A 19,933-nucleotide genomic window follows, 5' to 3' on the forward strand; every position below is an offset into this window, starting at 1 on the left:
GACGCTCTCAGCTCTCGCTGGCGGGCGAGGCAGCGGGCACCACGTCCGCGGGCTCCACGGGGGCGGCGGGCGCGGTGGCGGCGGCCACCTCCGCCTCGGCGTCGTGCAGGCGCTCCTTCAGCTCCTCGACACTGCCTTGAAGGAAGCTCCACACCTGCACCGCGGTGCGCAGAATGGTGCGCTGGGCCGATTCATTGGTGAGCAGGTAGGCCGCGCCGGCGCCGACCACCAGGCCCTTGATGAGCGAATCGGCTGCCGGGTGCTGGTGCCAGTTGAAACCGGTGCCAGCCTGCGTGCCTTGCGGGCCCTGGGCGCCATTCGCGCCCGTGGCGCCGCCGGGAGCAAACGGGAATCCGGGCGGAGGAAAGCCGGGCGGGACCGCGCCGGCCCCGGCATTGTGGCCGTGCGAACCGTGAGCACCTGCCGCTGGACCGCCCGCACCCTGGCCCCCCTGGGCGCCGCCCATGCCACGGCCGCCCCGACGCTGGGCGCCGTCCTGCCCGCCGTCCTGGGCACCGGCTTCGGACGTGGTTCCGCCCATCCCATTATCGCCGCCCTGGGGGGCGAAGCCCTCGCCGGGGCCGTAGCCATAGAAATGATAGTGGTAGTGCACGCCCTGGCTGGAGCCGTGGTCGTCGGACATGATGGAAACTCCTGAATTTCTGTTCGCGGATGGGGGTTCGGCGCGCGGTCACGCCTTGGGGGGAACCTCCGAGGAATCCGGCGACGCGGCGGCCTTGCTGAAGACGGAGGAGAAGACGGAGCGCACGTCGGGCCGGTTCAACAGCACCACGACACCGACCCCAATGGCCGTCCCGATCCAGAAATTGGAGCCGCTCGCCCGCGCGATGCGGGTGAGGTTGGACAGGCTGAATCCATCCTTCAGCACCCCCTCCAGGACATCCAGAGCATCAATGCGCGGCGGGCCGCCCGCGCCCTGCGGGCCACCGGCTTGCGGCCCGTACCCACCCTGCGGTCCGTAGCCCGGCTGGGCGCCAAAGCCGCTCTGCGCGCCATAGCCCTGCTGGGGTCCGTAGCCGGACTGCTGGCCATAGCCGCCTTGCGGGCCGGCGCCGGCATTCCAGCCGCCATAAGAAGACCACTGGCCGGACGCCTGCGGGCCGCCCTGGGTCGTGCCGGACTGCTGGTTGTCCCATTGCGGGTACTTCTTCGACATCGGCTTCGTCCTCGAATCAAAATGCGAAAAGTGAAATGGCGGGACCTGGCTTTCCTGCGCGGCGCGCCGGGCGTCGGTTTCAAACCACGTGGGCCGCAAGCGCCCGCTCGACCTCCTCGGCGTCCGCCACCAGCAGGCGCGGCCAGAGCGCGGGGGGGATGAGATGGGGGTCGTATTCCACCACGACGGTCAGGGCCGCCGCGTTCAGCCGAGTCGTCTTCACGCCCCGGATGCGGCCCACCAGCATGACGAATGGCTCCGGATCCACCTTTGGCAGGTGCATGAGGGCGGCCAGATCCAGCTTCAGCCGGATGCGGCCGGGCACGTGGTGGGCGATGGAAACGAACCGACGCAGGTGCAGGAAAGGGGAAAGGTCTGGAATCATCGAACCGTCTTGTCCTCGTCACCCGCCCGATTGGGAGTTTCCGGCCTTGCGCCGATGCTGGCACCATGGCGCCGCTGCGCCTGGCCAAGGGGTGCACGGGCGCCGGGCCTTTCGGATGGCGCGGCGGGGCGCCGCCGTGCCCCACGCCGGGGTTTCTCATTCATCGAGAAAATGCCGCCAACCTTCTGCGTATTCGGGCGAAGGTGGGCCGACTTAGAGCCATTCCAGGAGCTGTCTGGGCCGTGCGATGAGCCGGCGAGCGCAGTCGCGCGCATCGCGTCGAACAGTCTCAGATGCGTCATCGGCTCTGACTCCGTCGATCTGTCGCGCGCAGGTGCGTGCCGGCGTGACGACCTATCCTATAGTCCTGCCACGTTTGTCGCGAAAACAGAACATATACTTTGACATATGTCACCGGAATCGAGTGTCGCGCTGAAAATGTTCGATGAAATCAAAGATTGGAATTAGTATAATCAAAAAATAACAGGATGACTGCTTTGGGGGGGTGAATGCGCGGTGCACAGGGGCTCTTGATGGCGCTGGCCAACGGGCGCGCGCCATCAAGCCCGCCCGGGCAGGGCGGGGGCTCATTTCGTGCGGGGCAGTGAGGTCAGCTGTAGAGGTGGCGCAGCAGGATGGAGGCGCCGATGCCGATCAGCGTCACGCCCGCCAGCACTTCGGCGATCCGGCCCCAGCGCTCGGAAATAAGCCGCCCCATCAGCATGCCGCCGGAGGACATGAGGAAGGTCGCGAGGCCGATGGCGAGCGCGATGACCAGGATATTCACATCGAAGAAGGCGAGGGAGACGCCGACCGCCATGGCATCGAGGCTGGTGCCGATGGCCGTGGCGATGAGCACGGGCAGTGAAGCCTTCGGCGGCTCGGCCTCTTCCTCCCGGCGCATGGCGGCCCACATCATGTGCAGCCCCACCAGGCCCAGCAGGCCGAAGGCGATCCAGTGATCCACCGCCTCCACCAGGCTGCTGGCCGCCACGCCCGCGGCCCAGCCGACGACGGGGGTCAGCGCCTCCACCATGCCGAACACCGCACCGGTGCGCAGGGCTTCGGAATAACGCGGCCGCCCAAGGGCGGCGCCGCGCCCCACGGAAACGACGAAGGCGTCCACGGACATGCTGAAGGCCAGCGCGGCAATGGCGAAAGGAGACATGAATCAAGGTCCATCGGACGGCTGTGACCGCGTGCCGGCGCACCTCGTCCGATAGGGTGCGCGGATCACGACGGTCTTGCCGGGCCGAGGACTTCGGCTGGTCGCGCCACGCCCGACGCCAATCCGCGGCGCAGGTGCGAGTGTGTTGACGCGGCCCCGCTCAGTGGCGGTGGCTACTCCCCGATGGCCGGGCTGATAAAGGTAACCGCCGCCGGTGTCAAACCCTCGGGAGGTGGAAATTGTGCGTTGCCGCATCCCCCCGGCGCGTTCGCGGCCCGACCCTTTGCTCATTCCGCGCGTCATCAAAATGCTCTAGAGCGAAATGGGGCGTCGCGGTTTTCGCGACGGCATGGGGGAGGGTTTCCAATGGGATGGACGATGGATCGGCTGCGCCGTGAGATGCGCGCGGGCCGTGGCGCGGCGATGGCTCTTGCGCTGGCCGGCGCGCTTCTGACCCTGCCGGCGGTCGCCCAGACCGATGCGCTGACGCCGCCGCCCGATCTGGGCGCGTCCGGCGTGCCGGTGCCGGGAGACGGCACGGCCATCCTCGGCAACAACAACCCACCCGCCGGCATGATGGCCATTCCGGTGCCGCCCAGCACCTGCGCCGGACTGGCCGCGGCTGTGAAGCAGCAGGGCGCCCTGCTTGTGCCGACGGGCAATGGCAATGCCCAGCGCTATGTGCTGGATGATTCCTATTGCGCCGAGGGCCAGAGCGCCAAGCCGGCCTGGCTGCCCATGCCTGACAATCCGCAATGCTTCGTCGGCTACACCTGCGGCACGTCCAATAACGACGGCGGCAAATAAGGCGCGAGCTCGGCGGCGGCTTCGGGCGGCGGGGGCGGAGCGCGACCGTTGCGCTGAACCCGCGGCCGTGCCTGTCGCACTCCCAGGGGGTGACGCGGGCCGCCCTGGCGGGTCCGCGCCCAGCCTGCGGCCTCGCGACCGGATCGGGCCGTGCATGTCGCGCGCGATCTATTTTCGCGCCGCGGCGGCGAGCGGTATGGGATGGATGATGGGACTTTGCCCGCGAGCGCGCGAAGCGGATACGCGCTCGCGGGAAGACGGCACGTTAAGGCAATGATGCGGAGCCGCTCTGCAATTCGGTGAAATGCGAAGGCACTCTAGCGGCGGCGCTTACGCGCGTTTCCGCCGGTGGCAGGTGCGGGGCCGGTGGGTGGTGCCGGAACGGCCACTGCCGGTGGCAAGGCCTCCGGTACACTGCGCAGGAGGGCGGCGGCGAGGGCTTGAGGGTCGCCCTCCACGCGGAAGGTTTTCAGCCGCGCCGTGGCGCCCGATGCCAGGGTGACGCGCGAGGCCGAGACGCCAAGGGCGTCGGCGATCACCTTTGCCACGGCGGCAGTGGCCGCGCCATCCTCCGGCGCGGCGCGCACCCGCACCTTCAGAACGCTGCGCCCATCGGAGAGCTGAGCGACGCCATCGAGCGCATCGCGCCCCCCCTTGGGGGTGGCGCGCACGTGAAGCTCGATGCCCTCGTCCGTGGGGCGGAAGACGCTCAAGGGATCAGAACACGTTCGGATAGATGTAGAGGCCGATCACCCGCTGAAGGAAGAAGATGATCAGGATCAGCACCATCGGCGAAAGGTCGATGCCGCCGAGGGCGGGGATCACGGAGCGGATGGGGGCCAGCACCGGCTCGGTGATGCGGAACAGGAACTCGCCGATATTGTGGACGAACTTGTTGTAGGGGTTCACCACGTTGAAGGCGACGAGCCAGGACAGGACGGCGGCGGCGATCAGCAGCCACACATAAAGGTTCAGGACGACCAGGATGACGTCGAGCAGCGCGCGCATGTGGGTGAAGCTTCCTCGGCAGTTCGCGAGAGAAGCAATAGCCTCTCCGCGGGGGCGGGAACAAGGCCGTTGCGCGGTGCGGGATGTCACGCCCGCGTTAAAGCTGTGGCAACCCCCCGTAAAGTCCCGCCCTTGACTTGGCGGCCCCGCACGGGCAGCTTCCCGGCCCATCGGAGGGGCACCGATCAGTCCTTTCCAACCCCACGGACAAGCATGCGCAGCTATCTGGACTTCGAGAAGCCGGTCGCCGAACTCGAGGCCAAGGTGGAAGAGCTTCGGGCGCTTTCGGCGTCCAATGGCGTCGCTATCGGCGACGAGGTGCAGCGCCTGGAGGCCAAGGCCCATGACGCGCTCGTCGCCCTCTACGCCAATCTTTCCCCCTGGCAGAAGACCCTTGTCGCCCGCCATCCGCTGAGGCCGCATTTCGGCGCGTTCGCCGAGCGGCTGTTCGAGGAGTTCACCCCCCTCGCCGGCGATCGCAAGTTTGGTGAGGATGAGGCCATCATCGGCGGATTCGCCCGCTTCCGCGGCGAGAGCGTCTGCGTGCTGGGCCACGAGAAGGGCTCCACCACCGAGACCCGCATTCGTCACAATTTCGGCATGGCGCGTCCGGAGGGCTACCGCAAGGCGGTGCGCCTGATGGAGCTGGCCGACAGCTTTGGCATTCCGGTGATCTCCCTCGTGGACACCGCCGGTGCCTATCCCGGCATCGGCGCCGAGGAGCGCGGCCAGGCGGAGGCCATCGCCCGGTCCACCGACGCTTGCCTGGGTCTCAGCGTGCCCAACGTGTCCATCATCATCGGCGAGGGCGGCTCGGGCGGGGCCATCGCGCTCGCCACCGCCAACCGCGTTCTGATGATGGAACATGCCATCTACTCCGTGATCTCGCCGGAAGGCGCGGCCTCCATCCTGTGGCGCGACACCGCCAAGGCGCAGGATGCCGCCACCAACATGAAGATCACCGCCCAGGACCTGCTCAAGTTCGGGGTGATCGACAGCATCGTGAAGGAACCGGTGGGCGGCGCCCATCGTGATCCAGATACCGCTATCGCGGCGGCGGGCGACGCCATCGCCGAGGCTCTCGGCTCCCTGTCGGACCTTGAGGGGCCGGCCCTGCGCAAGGCGCGGCGGGAAAAATTCCTCGCCATCGGACGCGGGCTCTGAGCCGGCGTCCTGCCGCGTTCAAGGGTGATGCGGATATGTCGGGCGGCGTTCCCGCGCCGTCCGGCCGTTCTGCGTGCGGGAACAATCTCATCTTAGCCGCAATTGGCTTCTCTTGTAAAAACTGCAGGAAGCCTTGCGGATGGGCGCCAAGACGGTGCTCCTCTTGTTAAGGCTTCGTTAAGAGGCAGGGGCTGAGGATGGCCGCTACGGTGCCCGGACAGGTATCAGGAGTTCCGCGTTGAGCCGTCCGCTGACGAAGATTTCGTCCCGCGTCCGCATGGCGGCGTTGGCCGCCACGGCGGCGCTCGCCCTTGCCGCCTGCAACCAGACCGACGAGGTCGCGCGCAAGGCGAACAAACCCCTGTCGCCGCAGATGGTCTCGCTGATCGGCGAGAAGAACATGACGCCGGCGTCCCCCATCCTCGTTCGCATCTTTAAGGAAGAAGCGGAGCTGGAGGTGTGGAAGGAGAATGCGTCTGGCAGCTATGCGCTGCTGAAGACCTATCCCATCTGCCGCTGGTCCGGCGAGCTCGGGCCCAAGGTGAAGATGGGCGACCGGCAGGCGCCGGAGGGCTTCTATGCCATCACGCCCGGCCAGATGAACCCGAATTCCAGCTATTATCTCTCGTTCAACCTGGGCTTCCCGAACGCCTTCGACAAGTCGTATGGCCGCACCGGTGAGTTCCTGATGGTGCATGGCGACTGCTCGTCCGCGGGCTGCTATGCCATGACCGACGAGCAAATTTCGGAAATCTTCTCGCTGGCGCGTGAGAGCTTTGCGGGCGGTCAGCGCTCGTTCCAGGTGCAGGCCTATCCCTTCCGCATGACGCCGAAGAACATGGCGCGTCATCGCAACAATCCGAACATGGCTTTCTGGCGCAACCTGAAGGAAGGCAACGACCACTTCCTGGTGACCCGCGAAGAGCCCAAGGTGAGCGTGTGCGGGCGCCGCTACGTGTTCGACGCCCAGCCCGCTCCCGGCACGCGCTTCGATGCCGATGCCGCGTGCCCGCCCTATCAGGTGGCGCCGTCGGTGGCGAATGCGGTGGCTTCGAAGAGCCGCGCTGACGACGCGCAGATTGCGGCCCTTTCGCAGAGCTCGCCCCTCGCCCCTGTGAAGACCGGGGCCGATGGCGGCATGCATCCGGTTTTCCTGGCGGAGATCAAGCGCAAGGAAGGCGACGGCAAGTTCGCCTTCGCGCCCCAGGCGCCGGGCACCATTCCTGAAACCACGCGCCCGCCTCGGGTGGATGAAAGTGTTGCCCTCAGCAGCCTTGCGGCTTCCGTGAGCGAGGCTTCCGACACCGCGGTGCCCAATGCCGCGCCGGCTACGGCCGCGCCCCTGCCGCCGCCGAGCCCTGTGCAGCCGGCAACGGGGGCCAGCAACGTGCCCGCGCCGGCGCCCAAGCCGCAGGCGTCTGCCACGCAGCTGCCGAAGCCCTCCTTGGTGGTGGCGGGTCGGCCGGCCAATGTGGGGCCTTCGGATACGCTCTCCGGCGCTTCCGACGTGGTGGAAACCTCAAGCTTCGCGCGCTGAGAAACGCCTTCTGGGGTGCTGGCTTCACCGATTTTGTGCGCCCGGCGAAATGCCGGGCGTAGTGGTGTTATGGCCCCCCGCTTCCCTTCGCCGCCTCGTTTCATAGCCTCGCTCACCTCGGGGCGGGGAGCATACGCGCGGGCTGCGACAAGCGGGCGCGCGATAGGGCCCATTTTTGTCGTGTGAAATTTTGACGTGTAACGCCTCGTTCGCAAAGCTACGGCTAAGGTCACGTCGGCTGGTCGGGGGCTTCGCTTCTGCGATGAGGTGAAGCCCGGCATTTCTTGTCGGGGCGCCCGCGGCCGGCCGGGATTGGGAACAAGGAGACTTAGACTAGGGCATTCAAGAAAATGGCGGCCCGTCTTTCCATGGTTGCCGGCGCTGCTGTCCTTGGCGCGGTGTCGGCTTTCGCTCAGCCGATCGCGGCTGAGGGCGAAGTTGATGTGAGCCAGGTCAAGGTCTCGGTGATCGCCGTGGATGCCGACACGCGCCAGGTCGTGCTGAAGGGGCCCGAGGGCAATCTCTTCACCGTCAAGGCCGGCCCGGCCATCAAGAAGTTCGACGAGATCAAGGTCGGCGACACCGTGACCATCACGGAGACCGACGCGGCCATCATCGATATCGCCAAGCCCGAGGCCGGCGCCGCGCCGGGCATTCAGGTGTCGCAGGCGGTCCTCAGCGATCCGAAGAGCACCAAGCCGTCGGGCGCCGTGGTGGACACCATCCGCCTGACCGCCGAGATTGTGCGCATGGACCCGGATGACGCCACCCTCACCCTGAAGGGCCCGGAAGGCCGTCTCTATGAGGTGCAGGCCAAGAAGCCGGAGCACAAGGAGAAGGTGAAGGGCCTGAAGGTTGGTGACCTGGTGCAGGTGACCTTCAATCAGTCCGTCGCCATCGCCGTGACCAAGTAAGGTCAGGACGCTCTTCGCCTTCGGGCTGTCTCGCATGCGGGGGGCACCCGAAGGCTCTACGGAAGAGGCCGCCAGCCGGCTCGCGGGAATGCTCGCGGGCAGGGCTGGCGGCCTTTTCGCGTTCAGGGGCGGCGTGGCTGCGCGATCTCGCGATGGGCGAACCGCCGTGCCGTCGTCGCGGCCGGGCGGACCGGCACCCTCGAGCGAGGGCGTTCAGGTCTGCGGCGGGCGCGGCTCAACCCGCACCGGGCGGGCACGCGTTGGGGTTAGCGGCGTATTGGGCGGGCCCGGGCGCCCCAAACGAAAACGCCCCCTGCGGGCGGTAGCCGGCAGGGGGCGTGTTCATAGGCGTGTTCAGGGGTTGCGCTGTCAGGCGAAGCGGCCGTGGCAGTGCTTGTATTTCTTGCCCGATCCGCAGGGGCAGACCTCGTTGCGGCCCACCTTGCCCCAGGTGGAAGGGTCCTTCGGGTCGCGCTCGGCCACCGCGATGTCGCCGGTCAGCTGCGGATCCGGCCGGCTGCCGATGGCGGCGGCGGCTTCCGCCAGCTCGTCCTCGCCGGTCAGCGGGTCCTCGTGGTGGGCCTCCATCATCGGCAGCTCTTCCGCCGGGGGCTGGGTGACGATCTCCACCCGCATGAGCTGGGCGGTGACCACTTCGCGCAGCCGGTTCAGCATGGCGGAGAACAGGTTGAAGGCCTCGGACTTGTACTCGTTCAGCGGATCGCGCTGGGCATAGCCACGCAGGCCCACCACCTGGCGCAGGTGGTCGAGCATGGCGATGTGCTCGCGCCATAGATGGTCGAGGGTCTGGAGAAGGATGGACTTCTCCACATAGCGCATGAGCTCGGGGCCATACTTGGCGGCCTTGGCGGCCATCCATTCGTCGGCGGCGCGGGTGATGCGCTCGCTCACCTCGGGGCCGGCAATGCCCTCTTCCTTGGCCCAGTCCTCCACGGGCAGGTCGAGGTTCAGGGCCTCCACCAGGGCCTGGTGCAGCCCGGCCGTGTCCCACTGCTCGGGATAGGCATTCTCGGGGATGAACTTGGCCACCGTGTCGGCGATGAGGGCATGGCGCATGTCCTCCACCGTGCCGGCCACGTCCTCGTCGTTCATCAGTTCCAGGCGCTGCTCGAACACCACCTTGCGCTGGTCGTTGAGAACGTCGTCATACTTGAGGACGTTCTTGCGCATGTCGTAGTTGCGGGCTTCCACCTTCTGCTGGGCCTTTTCCAGGGCCTTGTTGATCCAGGGGTGGATGATGGCCTCGCCTTCCTTGAGGCCCAGCTTTTGCAGCATGCCGTCCAGCCGGTCCGACCCGAAGATGCGCATCAGGTCGTCTTCCAGCGAAAGGAAGAACTTGGAGTGGCCGGGGTCGCCCTGGCGGCCGGAGCGGCCACGCAGCTGGTTGTCGATGCGCCGGCTCTCGTGGCGTTCGGTGCCGAGCACGAACAGGCCGCCGGCGGCGAGGGCCTTCTTCTTCAGCTCCTCCACCTCGGCCTTGATCTTCTGCTCGGCGGCGGTCCGCTCGGGGCCTTCCGGCATCTCGCGCAGCTCATTCTCGATGCGCATCTCCGCCGAGCCGCCCAGCTTGATGTCGGTGCCGCGCCCCGCCATGTTGGTGGCGATGGTGATGGCGCCCGGCACGCCGGCCTGGGAGACGATATAAGCCTCCTGCTCGTGATAGCGGGCGTTCAGCACCGAGAAGGTCTTGCCGGAGGTATCGATCTTGGTGAGCGCGGTGGGCTCCGAATAGTCCTTCTGCTTCAGGCCGGCCTTCTTGAGCAGGTCGGCGATGAGTTCGGACTTCTCGATGGAGGTGGTGCCCACCAGCACCGGCTGGCCACGCTCGCCGCAATCCTTGATGAGGTCGATGATGGCCGCGTATTTCTCACCGGCGGTGCGATAGACCTCGTCGTCATCGTCCTGGCGGGCGATGGGCAGGTTGGTGGGAATCTCCACCACGTCGAGCTTGTAGATATCGGCGAACTCGGCCGCCTCGGTGTTGGCGGTGCCGGTCATGCCGGCGAGCTTCTCGTAGAGCCGGAAATAGTTCTGGAAGGTGATGGAGGCGAGCGTCTGGTTTTCCGGCTGGACCTGAACGTGCTCCTTGGCCTCCAGCGCCTGGTGCAGGCCTTCCGAATAGCGCCGGCCCGGCATCATGCGGCCGGTGAACTCGTCGATGATGACGACCTCGCCATTGCGCACGATATAGTCCTTGTCGCGCTGGAACAGCATGTGCGCGCGCAAGGCCTGGTTCACGTGGTGGACCACGGAGACGTTGTCGATGTCGTAGAGGCTCTCGGACTTGAGCAGCCCGGCCTCCTTCAGCATCTGCTCCATCTTCTCCATGCCGGCCTCGGTCATGGTGACGGTGCGCTGCTTCTCGTCCACCTCGTAGTCGTCCTTGTCCAGGCGCGGCATGTAGGTGTCGATGGTGTTGTAGAAGTCCGAGCGGTCGTCGAGCGGGCCGGAGATGATGAGCGGCGTGCGCGCCTCGTCGATGAGGATGGAATCCACCTCGTCCACGATGGCGAAGAAGTGCGGGCGCTGCACCATCTGCGCGCGCTCATACTTCATATTGTCGCGCAGGTAGTCGAAGCCCAGCTCGTTGTTGGTCGCGTAGGTGATGTCGCTGTGATAGGCGGCGTGGCGCTCCGCATCGTCCAGGCCGTGGACGATGATGCCCGTGGTGAGGCCCAGGAAGCCATAGAGCCGCGCCATCCATTCGGCGTCGCGCTTGGCGAGGTAGTCGTTCACCGTCACCACATGCACGCCCTTGCCGGCGAGCGCGTTGAGGTAGACCGGCAGCGTGGCCATGAGGGTCTTGCCCTCGCCGGTCTTCATCTCGGCGATGCCGCCCTGGTGCAGCACCATGCCGCCGATCAGCTGCACGTCGAACGGGCGCATGCCCAGAACGCGCTTGGCTGCCTCGCGCACGGTGGCGAAGGCAGGAACCAGGAGGTCGTCGAGGGACTTGCCGGCGGCGAGCTGCTGGCGAAACTCCTCGGTGCGGGCGCGCAGGGCGTCGTCGGAGAGGGCTTCGACTTCCTTCTCCATGGCGTTGATGGCCTGGACGCGGGGCCGATACCCCTTCACCCGGCGATCATTTGCGGAGCCGAAGAGCTTGCGGGCAAGTCCACCTAGCATGGGTTGTTCTCTGTTCCGATCCGTCGGGTCTCAAGGAGGGCGGAGACGGGCCGCCGGACCCTCCGGGAAATGGTGCGCCTTTGGACCCCCGCAATGGGGCGTCAGCAAGTCGGATGGGGCGTTGAGCGGGTGCTGCGACGAAGCGCGCAGCCGCGACCCCTCCGCCTTTCGGCGGGGTGCATGCCATGCGGACACTTATGAACGGGTCGGGGCAATGTCAATGCGAGCGGAGGCCTTCCGGTTCCTTCCCGCGCGCCCTCCCTTGGGTGAGGGGCCTGTGCTGCCGTGCGGCAACAACTGCCAAAAATGCGAGTAGCATGATGATAAGGTGACGGAAGCAACCAATTCCTCGCATGGACACGCCACCGGCGGATGCTTAGTATCCCGCCCACTTGCGAACGGGGGATTTGGCATGGTGGGAGGTTTCCGGGCGGCCGCTTTGGTGCGGCGCACAGGATTGATGTGCTGCGCGGCCTTCCTTCTCGCGGCGTGCGAGGAAAAGAACACCTATGTTCCCCCGCCGCCCCCGACCGTCACGGTGGCCGAGGTCATCGAGCAGCCGGTGACCACCTATCTGGAGTTGACCGGTAATACCGCCTCCATCAATTCGGTGGACCTGAACGCCCGCGTGCAGGGCTTCCTCACTTCCATCAACTATGCCGACGGCCAGCTGGTGAAGAAGGGCGATCTCCTGTTCGTGATCGAACAGGACGTCTACAAGGCCGATGTGGACCAGGCCAAGGCGACGCTGGCCGCCAAGCAGGCATCGCAGGTGCAGGCCGAGGCCGAGTTCAACCGCCAGAATCAGCTCGCGAAGCAGGACTTTGCCTCCCAGGCCGTGCTCGATCAGGCCCGCGCCAAGCGGGACGCCGCGGTGGCCGACGTGCAGAACGCCCAGGCCTCGTTGGAGCTGGCGCAGATCAATCTCGGCTACACCGAGGTTCGCGCGCCGTTCGATGGCGTGGTGACGGCCCATCTTCAGGATGTGGGCGCGCTGGTGGGCTATTCCGGCCCCACCAAGCTGGCCACCATCGTCGAGGTGAACCCCATTTATGTCTGGTTCTCCTTGAGCGAGCAGCAGGTGCTCAACATCAAGGAGGGGATGCAGAAGGCGGGGCACAAGCTGATGACCCTGCGGGAGAATCCCGGTCTGGTTCCGGTCGAGGTCGGCCTGCAGACGGAGACCGGCTTCCCCCATGCGGGCAAGCTCGACTACATCGCGCCCCAGGTGGATCCGAACCTCGGCACGCTGACCGTGCGCGGCATCTTCGACAATTCGAATCTCTCGCTGCTGCCGGGCCTGTTCGCCCGCGTGCGGCTGCCGCTTGGCCAGGCGCTGCCCACCATTCTCGTGCCTGATTCGATCATCAGCGAGAATCAGCTGGGCTCCTATGTGCTGGTCGTGAATGCAAACAACGAGGTTTCCCAGGCGCAGATCCAGCTCGGCCAGCTCCAGCCCAACGGGCTGCGGGCCGTTTCGGGCGGCCTGAAAGTGGGTGACCGCGTGATCGTCAATGGTATCCAGCGCGCGGTCCCGGGCTCCAAGGTCACGGTGGAGGCGGGCAAGATTACCGCGCCGGTGCAGCCCACGCCGGCCGAAGGCAAGACGCCGCCCGCGCCCGCCGCGCCTGCGGCACCGAAGAACTGATCCGCCCCTCGAACGCCAGGAAGCGGCGCCCATGATCTCGCGCTTTTTCATCGAGAGGCCGGTTCTTTCGAACGTGCTGGCCCTGGTTTTCGTGCTGATCGGCCTCGTGTCGCTCATCCGCTTGCCGGTGGCCCAGTATCCGAACATCGTGCCGCCCACGGTGTCGGTCTCCACCAGCTATCCCGGCGCCTCTGCCAAGACCATCATCGACACTGTCGCCCTGCCCATCGAGCAGCAGGTGAACGGCGTCGAGGGCATGCTCTACATGCAGTCGTGGTCGGCCTCGGACGGCACCTACACGCTGGTCGTCACCTTCGCCATCGGCACCGATCCGAACATGGCGCAGGTGCTGGTGCAGAACCGGGTCAACATCGCGCTGGCCTCGCTGCCTCAGCCGGTGCAGGCTCAGGGTGTGACCATCCTGCAGAAGGGCACCTCCATCCTGGAGTTCGTGACCCTCACCTCGCCGGATGGCCGCTATGACGGCCTCTATCTGAACAATTACGGCATCATCAACATCCAGAACGAGCTGGCCCGTCTCAACGGCGTCGGCAACGTCGCCATCTTCGGCACCGGCACCTATGCGCTGCGGGTGTGGATGGATCCGGACAAGATGCAGGCCTTCGGCCTCGTGCCGGGCGACGTGTCGAGCGCCATCCAGAAGCAGAGCCAGCTCGTGACGCCCGGCCAGCTGGGCATCCCGCCGGCGCCGTCCAATGCCGCGTTCCAGTATACGGTGAACATCAAGGGTCGCCTCAACGATGTGGGGGACTACGAGAACCTCATCGTGAAGGTGGACAACAAGGACGGTGGCCGCATCGTCCGCATCCGCGACGTGGCGCGGGTGGAGCTCGGCGCCCAGAGCTATTCCCGCGACTTCACGCAGGATGGCAAGCCGGCCGCCGGCATCGGCATCTTCCAGCTTCCCGCCGCCAACGCGCTCGACGTGTCCAATCTCGTCGCCGCGAAGATGGAGGAGTTGAAGAAGGATTTCCCCGAAGGGCTCGAATATTCCATCCCGTTCAACACCACTTGGTTCGTCACTGCGTCCATCTCGGAGGTCTACAAGACCCTTTACGAGGCGGCGCTGCTGGTCCTGGTGGTGATCCTGCTGTTCCTTCAGGATTGGCGCGCCACGCTGGTGCCGGCGACCACGGTGCCGGTGACCATCATTGGCGCCTTCGCCGCCATGGACGCGATGGGATTCACCATCAACATCTCGACGCTGTTCGCGATCATCCTGGCGATCGGCATCGTGGTGGATGACGCCATCGTCATCGTCGAAGGCGTGTCGCGGCATATTGAAGAGGGCATGGAGGGGCAGCCGGCGGCCGAAAAGGCCATGGATGAGCTGTTCGGCCCCGTGGTGGGCATCACCCTGGTGCTGATGTCGGTGTTCTTGCCGGCATCCTTCATACCGGGCCTATCGGGGCAGATGTTCAAGCAATTCGCGCTCGTCATCGCCGCCACAGCCTTCATTTCGGCCATCAACGCCGCGACGCTGAAGCCTACCCAGTGCGCCCTGTGGCTGCGCAAGCCGGTGCCGCCTGAAAAGCGCAACTTCATCTTCCGCGGCTTCAATGCGATCTACGGCAAGGCCGAGCATTGGTACGCCAATCTCATGTCGCGCATGGTTCACCATTCCAAGCTGATGGTGATCATCGCTCTCGGCCTCATCGGTATCGCCGGCTACGGCATCACGAAGGTGCCGACCTCGTTCCTGCCCATCGAGGACCAGGGCTACTTCCTGGTGGCGGTGCAGCTACCCGACGGCTCCAACCTGAACCGCACGAAGCAGGTGATGGGTGAAGTGTCGGAGCGCGTGCGGAAGGTGCCCGGCGTTCAGACGGCGCTGGCCATTTCCGGCATCTCGGTGATGGACAACTCGTCCACCCTCGCCAATGCCGGCGTCATCTACGTGACCCTGACCCCCTGGGATGAGCGCTATTCCAGCAAGGTGAAGGGCGAGGATCTGCTCTCGCTGTACGAGAATCTCAACAAGGCCGTGGCGGACGTCCAGGAAGCTTCGGTGCTGATCCTCGTGCCGCCGGCCATTCAGGGCATCGGCAACGCCGCTGGCTTCACCATGCAGCCACAGCTGCGCAACGGTAATTTCGACTACCGGCTGCTGGAGCAGATCACCGATTCCATGGTGGAGAAGGCGAAGGCGCAGTCGGCGCTGTCCCATGTGGCAACGTCGTTCCGCACCGGCGCTCCTCAGCTTGAGGTGACCGTGAACCGCACCATGGCGGAGACGCTGGGGGTGACGGTGGGGCAGGTGTTCGAGACCATCTCGTCTTACCTCGGCTCCACCTACGTCAACCAGATCACGCGCTTCGGTAATGTGTTCCAGGTCTATGTGCAGGCCGAATCGCGCTTCCGGGTGACACCCGCCGACCTGCTCGGCCTCAAGGTGCGCACGCCCGAGGGCAAGATGGTGCCTGTCGGCTCCCTGGCCGAGGTGAAGACGGTGCAGGGCCCGCCCCTGATCTCGCTCTACAACCTCTATCCGTCGGCCACGATCGTGGGCTCCAATGCCGCGGGCTTCTCGTCGGGCCAGGCGATGGACCTCATGGAGCAGATCGCGGCGTCGACGCTGCCGCCGGGGACGGGCTTCGAATGGACGGCCATGTCGTACCAGGAGAAGGTGGTCGGCAATCAGATCTACTATGTGTTCGGTCTGGCGGTGCTGCTGGTCTACTTCGTGCTGGCGGGCCAGTATGAAAGCTGGATCCAGCCCATGTCGGTCATCCTGGCGGTGCCTCTGGCGCTGCTCGGCACCGTGGGTGCGCTGCTGGGGCTTGGGGTTCCGAACAATCTCTACACCCAGATCGGGCTCGTGCTCCTGATCGCCCTGGCGTCGAAGAACGCCATTCTGATCGTCGAGTACGCCCGCGAGAAACGGGCCGAGGGCATGGAGATCATGGATGCTGCGGTGGAAGCCGCGCGCCTGCGGTTCCGCCCCATTCTGATGACGTCGTTCGCCTTCATCCTCGGCGTTCTGCCGCTGGTGTTCGCGACCGGCGCGGGCGCCAATTCGCGCAAGTCCATTGGCATCGCCGTGGTCTCGGGCATGCTGGCGTCGACCTGCCTCGCGGTGCTGTTCGTTCCGTCCTTCTTCACGGTGCTGCAGCGCTTCGAGGAGCGCGGGAAGAAAAAGAAGACCGCGCCCCAGCGGCCGCCGGAAGAGCCGGCGCCGCCCAGCGAACCCGCATCTGCCTGAGATCGGGGCCGCGATTATGCGTATTACGGCGGCATCTGCCTCAAATGAGGGCGGGTACCGCCGTAAAGTCGCGCTTCCGCCTCGGCGCAGCCTTGTCTAACCTTGTCCCATCCACACCAGGGTCGAATTGACCCGCCGGACCAGGTGTTTCTGAATGTCCATCCTCGCGAGCTTGCATCACGTCACGAGCTATCGTTACGAGCGGCCTGTCGCGCTCGGCCCGCAGACGATCCGGCTGCGTCCCGCGCCCCATAGCCGGACTGAGATTCCGGCCTACGCCCTGAAGATCTCGCCGGCCGAGCATTTCATCAACTGGCAGCAGGATCCGTTCGGCAATTGGCTGGCGCGTATCGTTTTTCCCGAAAAGGTGGAGGAATTCAAGGTCGAGGTCGACCTCCTCGCCAAGCTTGATGTGATCAATCCCTTCGACTTCTTCGTCGAGGAATATGCCGAGCATTTCCCCTTTACTTATGCGCCTGAGCTGAAGGCTGAGCTCGCTCCCTATCTGGAGCTGGAGCACGAGGGCGGCCTGTTCGATTCCTTCCTGGCGTCGATCCCGCGCGACAAGCGCCGCATCGTCGACTTCCTCGTGGAGATCAATCAGCGTCTCCAGCAGGAGATCGGCTATGTGATCCGCATGGAACCCGGCGTGCAGACGCCGGACCAGACCCTGAGCCGCAAGCTCGGCTCCTGCCGTGACACCGGCTGGCTGCTGGTCCAGCTGCTGCGCCACCTGGGCCTCGCTGCGCGCTTCGTATCGGGCTACCTGATCCAGCTCAAGCCGGACGTGAAGTCGCTGGACGGCCCGTCAGGCACCGACGTGGACTTCACCGACCTTCATGCCTGGTGTGAGGTCTATGTGCCAGGCGCGGGCTGGATCGGCCTCGACCCCACCTCGGGCCTGCTGTGCGGCGAGGGGCATATTCCCCTCGCGGCGACGCCTCATTATCGCTCCGCGGCGCCGATCACCGGCTATCTGATGGAGAAGGCGGAGGCCGAGTTCGGCTTCGACATGAGCGTGACCCGCGTGGCCGAGGCGCCCCGCGTGACCTATCCCTTCTCGGATGAAACCTGGGCCTCGCTGGACGCGCTGGGCGAGAAGGTGGACGCTGACCTCGCCGCCGGGGATGTGCGCCTGACGATGGGCGGCGAGCCCACCTTCGTTTCCATCGACGACTATCAGGCGGCCGAATGGAACACCGAGGCGCTGGGCCCGCAGAAGCGCGTGCGCGCTGATGACCTAATCCGCCGCCTGCGCCGCCGCTTCTCGGCGGAAGGCGTGCTCCATTACGGCCAGGGCAAGTGGTACCCCGGCGAGACGCTGCCGCGTTGGTCCTTCGACCTGTTCTGGCGCAAGGATGGCCAGCCCATGTGGCGGCGGGAGGACCTCATCGCCGATGAGACCCGCGACTATGGCGTGGGCCCGGCCGATGCGGACCGTTTCGCGAAGCTCCTGGCGGAAAAGCTGAAGGTCGGTTCGCAGTTCGTGCAGTCTGCGTTCGAGGACAACATCTATTACATGTGGAAGGAGCAGTGCCTTCCCGAGAATCTTGCGCCCGGCGACGAGCGGCTGGCGGACGAGGTGGAGCGCCGCATGCTGGCGCGCACCTTCAACCAGGGCCTTGCCAATCCCACCGGCTCGGTGCTTCCCCTGCGCCGCGTGTGGACGCCGCAAGGTGCGGCCTGGGCGTCCGAGGCCTGGACCTTCCGGCGGGAGTTCCTGTTCCTGATCCCCGGCGAAAGTCCCATGGGCTACCGTCTGCCCCTGGATTCGCTCTTTTATCTGGCGCCGACGCGCTACCCGCACACGGCGCCCATGGACCCCTTCGAGCCGCGCGGACCTCTGCCGGATGCGGAGGAGCTGTCCGCGCGTTATCGCGGAACCGGGGCCGATGGCCGCGAGCGTTATTCTGTTGCCCCCCGCACCGAGGCTTACGGCGTCGGCGAGCGTGCGCAGGCGCTGGTGCAGGAATATCTGCTGAAGCATGACCAGCAGATCGGAACGACCGACACGCGCACCGCCTTGTGCGTCGAGCCCCGCGGCGGCCGCCTGTGCATCTTCCTGCCGCCGGTCGACACCCTTGAGGACTATGTGGACCTCATCGCCGCTGTCGAACAGGCCGCGATCGAGCTCAACATGCCGGTTCATCTGGAGGGCTATCCCCCGCCCTTCGACTACCGGCTGAACCTTATCCGCCTGTCGCCTGACCCGGGCGTGCTCGAGGTGAATATTCACCCGTCTTCGACCTGGGAAGGCTGCGTTGATGTCACCCGCATCCTCTATGAAGAGGCGCGGCTGGCGCGGCTTGGCACCGAGAAGTTCATGGTGGACGGCCGCCACACGGGAACCGGGGGCGGCAACCACGTCGTGGTGGGCGGCACCACCCCGGCGGACAGCCCGTTCCTGCGCCGGCCGGACCTGCTGAAGAGCCTGCTGCTGTTCTGGCAGCGGCATCCCTCGCTGTCCTACATGTTCTCGGGCCTCTTCATCGGTCCGACCTCGCAGCACCCGCGCATCGATGAGGCGCGGCATGACAGCCTGTATGAGTTCGAGATTGCGCTGTCGAAGATCCCGCTGCCGGGCGGCGAGCTGCCGCCGCCGCCGTGGCTGGTGGATCGACTGCTGCGCAACATCCTGGTGGATGTCACCGGCAACACCCATCGCACCGAGATTTCCATCGACAAGTTCTATTCGCCGGACGGCCCCACGGGCCGGCTGGGTCTGGTGGAGTTCCGCTGCTTCGAGATGCCGCCGGATTGGCGCATGAGCCTGGCGCAGCAGCTGCTGCTGCGGGCCCTCGTCGCCCGCCTGTGGCGCGCCCCCATCCAGGGCAACTGCGCCCGCTGGGGCACCATCCTCAACGACCGTTTCATGCTGCCGCATTATGTGTGGCAGGACTTCATGGACGTGCTGGAGGATCTCGGCGACCACGGCTACGTTTTCGATCCCGAGTGGTTCAAGGCGCAGTACGAATTCCGCTTCCCGGCCTTCGGCAAGGTGCAGCGGGCGGGCGTCGACGTGGAAGTGCGCCAGGCGCTCGAATGCTGGAACGTGCTGGGTGAGGAAGGTGTCATCGGCGGCACCGCCCGCTATGTGGACAGCTCCGTGGAGCGCCTGCAGGTGAAGGTGGAGGGCTTCAATCCCTCGCGCCACATCCTCACCTGCAACGGGCGCCGGGTGCCGCTGGCGCCCACCGGCCGCAACGGCACTTTCGTGGCGGGCGTGCGCTATAAGGCGTGGCAGCCTTGGTCGGGCCTGCATCCGACGATCCCGGTGCACTCGCCGCTGACGTTCGATGTGGTGGATACGTGGAGCCAACGTTCGCGCGGCGGCTGCGTCTACTACGTGTCCCATCCCGGCGGTCGGAACTACGACACGTTCCCCGTGAATTCCTACGAGGCCGAGGCGCGGCGCTTGGCGCGCTTCCAGGATTATGGGCACACGCCCGGCGTCACCCACGTCCCCGCCGAGACGGCGCCGGACGAATTCCCCACCACGCTTGACCTGCGCCGACCCATCGGCCTGTGAGTGCGTGGTTGTCGCACCGTCCTGTCTTCCGGGCGATGGCTGTGCCGCTCTGCGGCGCGGCTGTTGCTCCCGGGAGGGCTGGTACGCGCTGGCGGCCTCAATTCGGCCGGGCCCTCAGCCCGGCCGCTTTCGTCTCGCATCCTCGGCGCCGTTGCATCCGTGGCGACGCTCGGTGACATTACTGTGGCGGGTATCCCCGTGAAGTGGCTGGCGACCGCCGTGAAAA

General features: G+C 66.1%; 13 protein-coding genes and 1 pseudogene. 7 read left to right on the forward strand and 7 right to left on the reverse strand.

Annotation, left to right across the window (positions count from 1 at the left end; genetic code table 11):
- Positions 1–7 precede the first annotated feature (7 nt).
- The 4 genes from L0966_RS10640 to L0966_RS10655 form a co-directional block, all read right to left on the reverse strand.
- Positions 8–643, reverse strand: a complete 636-nt coding sequence (locus L0966_RS10640) for a hypothetical protein (RefSeq protein WP_234051867.1) — start codon at positions 641–643, stop codon at positions 8–10.
- Between the two features lie 48 nt (positions 644–691).
- Positions 692–1,177 (reverse strand): hypothetical protein, encoded by a 486-nt coding sequence (locus L0966_RS22370; protein WP_304945436.1) that lies wholly within the window; start codon positions 1,175–1,177, stop codon positions 692–694.
- Between the two features lie 79 nt (positions 1,178–1,256).
- Positions 1,257–1,562 (reverse strand): hypothetical protein, encoded by a 306-nt coding sequence (locus L0966_RS10650; RefSeq protein WP_234051868.1) that lies wholly within the window; start codon positions 1,560–1,562, stop codon positions 1,257–1,259.
- A gap of 610 nt (positions 1,563–2,172) precedes the next feature.
- Positions 2,173–2,730: a manganese efflux pump MntP family protein gene (locus L0966_RS10655; RefSeq protein ID WP_234051869.1), complete on the reverse strand. Its 558-nt coding sequence runs from the start codon at positions 2,728–2,730 to the stop codon at positions 2,173–2,175.
- Between the two features lie 366 nt (positions 2,731–3,096).
- Between L0966_RS10655 and L0966_RS10660 the strand changes: the two genes are divergently transcribed.
- Complete coding sequence (locus L0966_RS10660; RefSeq protein ID WP_234051870.1) at positions 3,097–3,537, forward strand: hypothetical protein; 441 nt, start codon at positions 3,097–3,099, stop codon at positions 3,535–3,537.
- 422 nt (positions 3,538–3,959) lie between these two features.
- Here the strand turns inward: L0966_RS10660 and L0966_RS10665 are convergent.
- Positions 3,960–4,250, reverse strand: a pseudogene (locus L0966_RS10665) (DUF167 family protein); the annotation flags it as partial.
- Between the two features lie 4 nt (positions 4,251–4,254).
- Positions 4,255–4,545, reverse strand: coding sequence for a YggT family protein (locus L0966_RS10670; protein ID WP_234051871.1), 291 nt, complete (start codon positions 4,543–4,545; stop codon positions 4,255–4,257).
- Between the two features lie 213 nt (positions 4,546–4,758).
- Here L0966_RS10670 and L0966_RS10675 point away from each other — a divergent pair, with 213 nt between their 5' ends.
- The 3 genes from L0966_RS10675 (at position 4,759) to L0966_RS10685 (ending at position 8,160) form a co-directional block, all read left to right on the forward strand.
- Complete coding sequence (locus tag L0966_RS10675; protein ID WP_234051872.1) at positions 4,759–5,709, forward strand: acetyl-CoA carboxylase carboxyltransferase subunit alpha; 951 nt, start codon at positions 4,759–4,761, stop codon at positions 5,707–5,709.
- 238 nt (positions 5,710–5,947) lie between these two features.
- Positions 5,948–7,246, forward strand: coding sequence for a hypothetical protein (locus L0966_RS10680; RefSeq protein ID WP_370640701.1), 1,299 nt, complete (start codon positions 5,948–5,950; stop codon positions 7,244–7,246).
- Positions 7,247–7,689: 443 nt separating this feature from the next.
- Complete coding sequence (locus tag L0966_RS10685) at positions 7,690–8,160, forward strand: hypothetical protein (RefSeq protein ID WP_234051873.1); 471 nt, start codon at positions 7,690–7,692, stop codon at positions 8,158–8,160.
- Between the two features lie 369 nt (positions 8,161–8,529).
- Here the strand turns inward: L0966_RS10685 and secA are convergent, their stop codons facing one another.
- Positions 8,530–11,307 carry a preprotein translocase subunit SecA gene (gene secA / locus L0966_RS10690; protein WP_234051874.1) on the reverse strand — a complete coding sequence of 926 codons (2,778 nt, stop codon included), beginning with the start codon at positions 11,305–11,307 and terminating at the stop codon, positions 8,530–8,532.
- Positions 11,308–11,719: 412 nt separating this feature from the next.
- On the opposite strand from secA, the gene L0966_RS10695 reads away from it, so the two are divergent.
- From L0966_RS10695 to L0966_RS10705, 3 genes are all read left to right on the forward strand, one after another.
- Positions 11,720–12,955, forward strand: coding sequence for an efflux RND transporter periplasmic adaptor subunit (locus L0966_RS10695; protein ID WP_234051875.1), 1,236 nt, complete (start codon positions 11,720–11,722; stop codon positions 12,953–12,955).
- 31 nt (positions 12,956–12,986) lie between these two features.
- Positions 12,987–16,178, forward strand: a complete 3,192-nt coding sequence (locus L0966_RS10700; protein WP_234051876.1) for an efflux RND transporter permease subunit — start codon at positions 12,987–12,989, stop codon at positions 16,176–16,178.
- 154 nt (positions 16,179–16,332) lie between these two features.
- A complete protein-coding gene (locus L0966_RS10705; RefSeq protein ID WP_234051877.1) occupies positions 16,333–19,707 on the forward strand; it encodes a DUF2126 domain-containing protein in 3,375 nt (1,124 codons plus the stop codon).
- The last annotated feature ends 226 nt before the right edge of the window (positions 19,708–19,933 follow it).

It is taken from the genome of Xanthobacter sp. NM-59, assembly GCF_021401125.1.
Classification (GTDB): domain Bacteria; phylum Pseudomonadota; class Alphaproteobacteria; order Rhizobiales; family Xanthobacteraceae; genus Xanthobacter.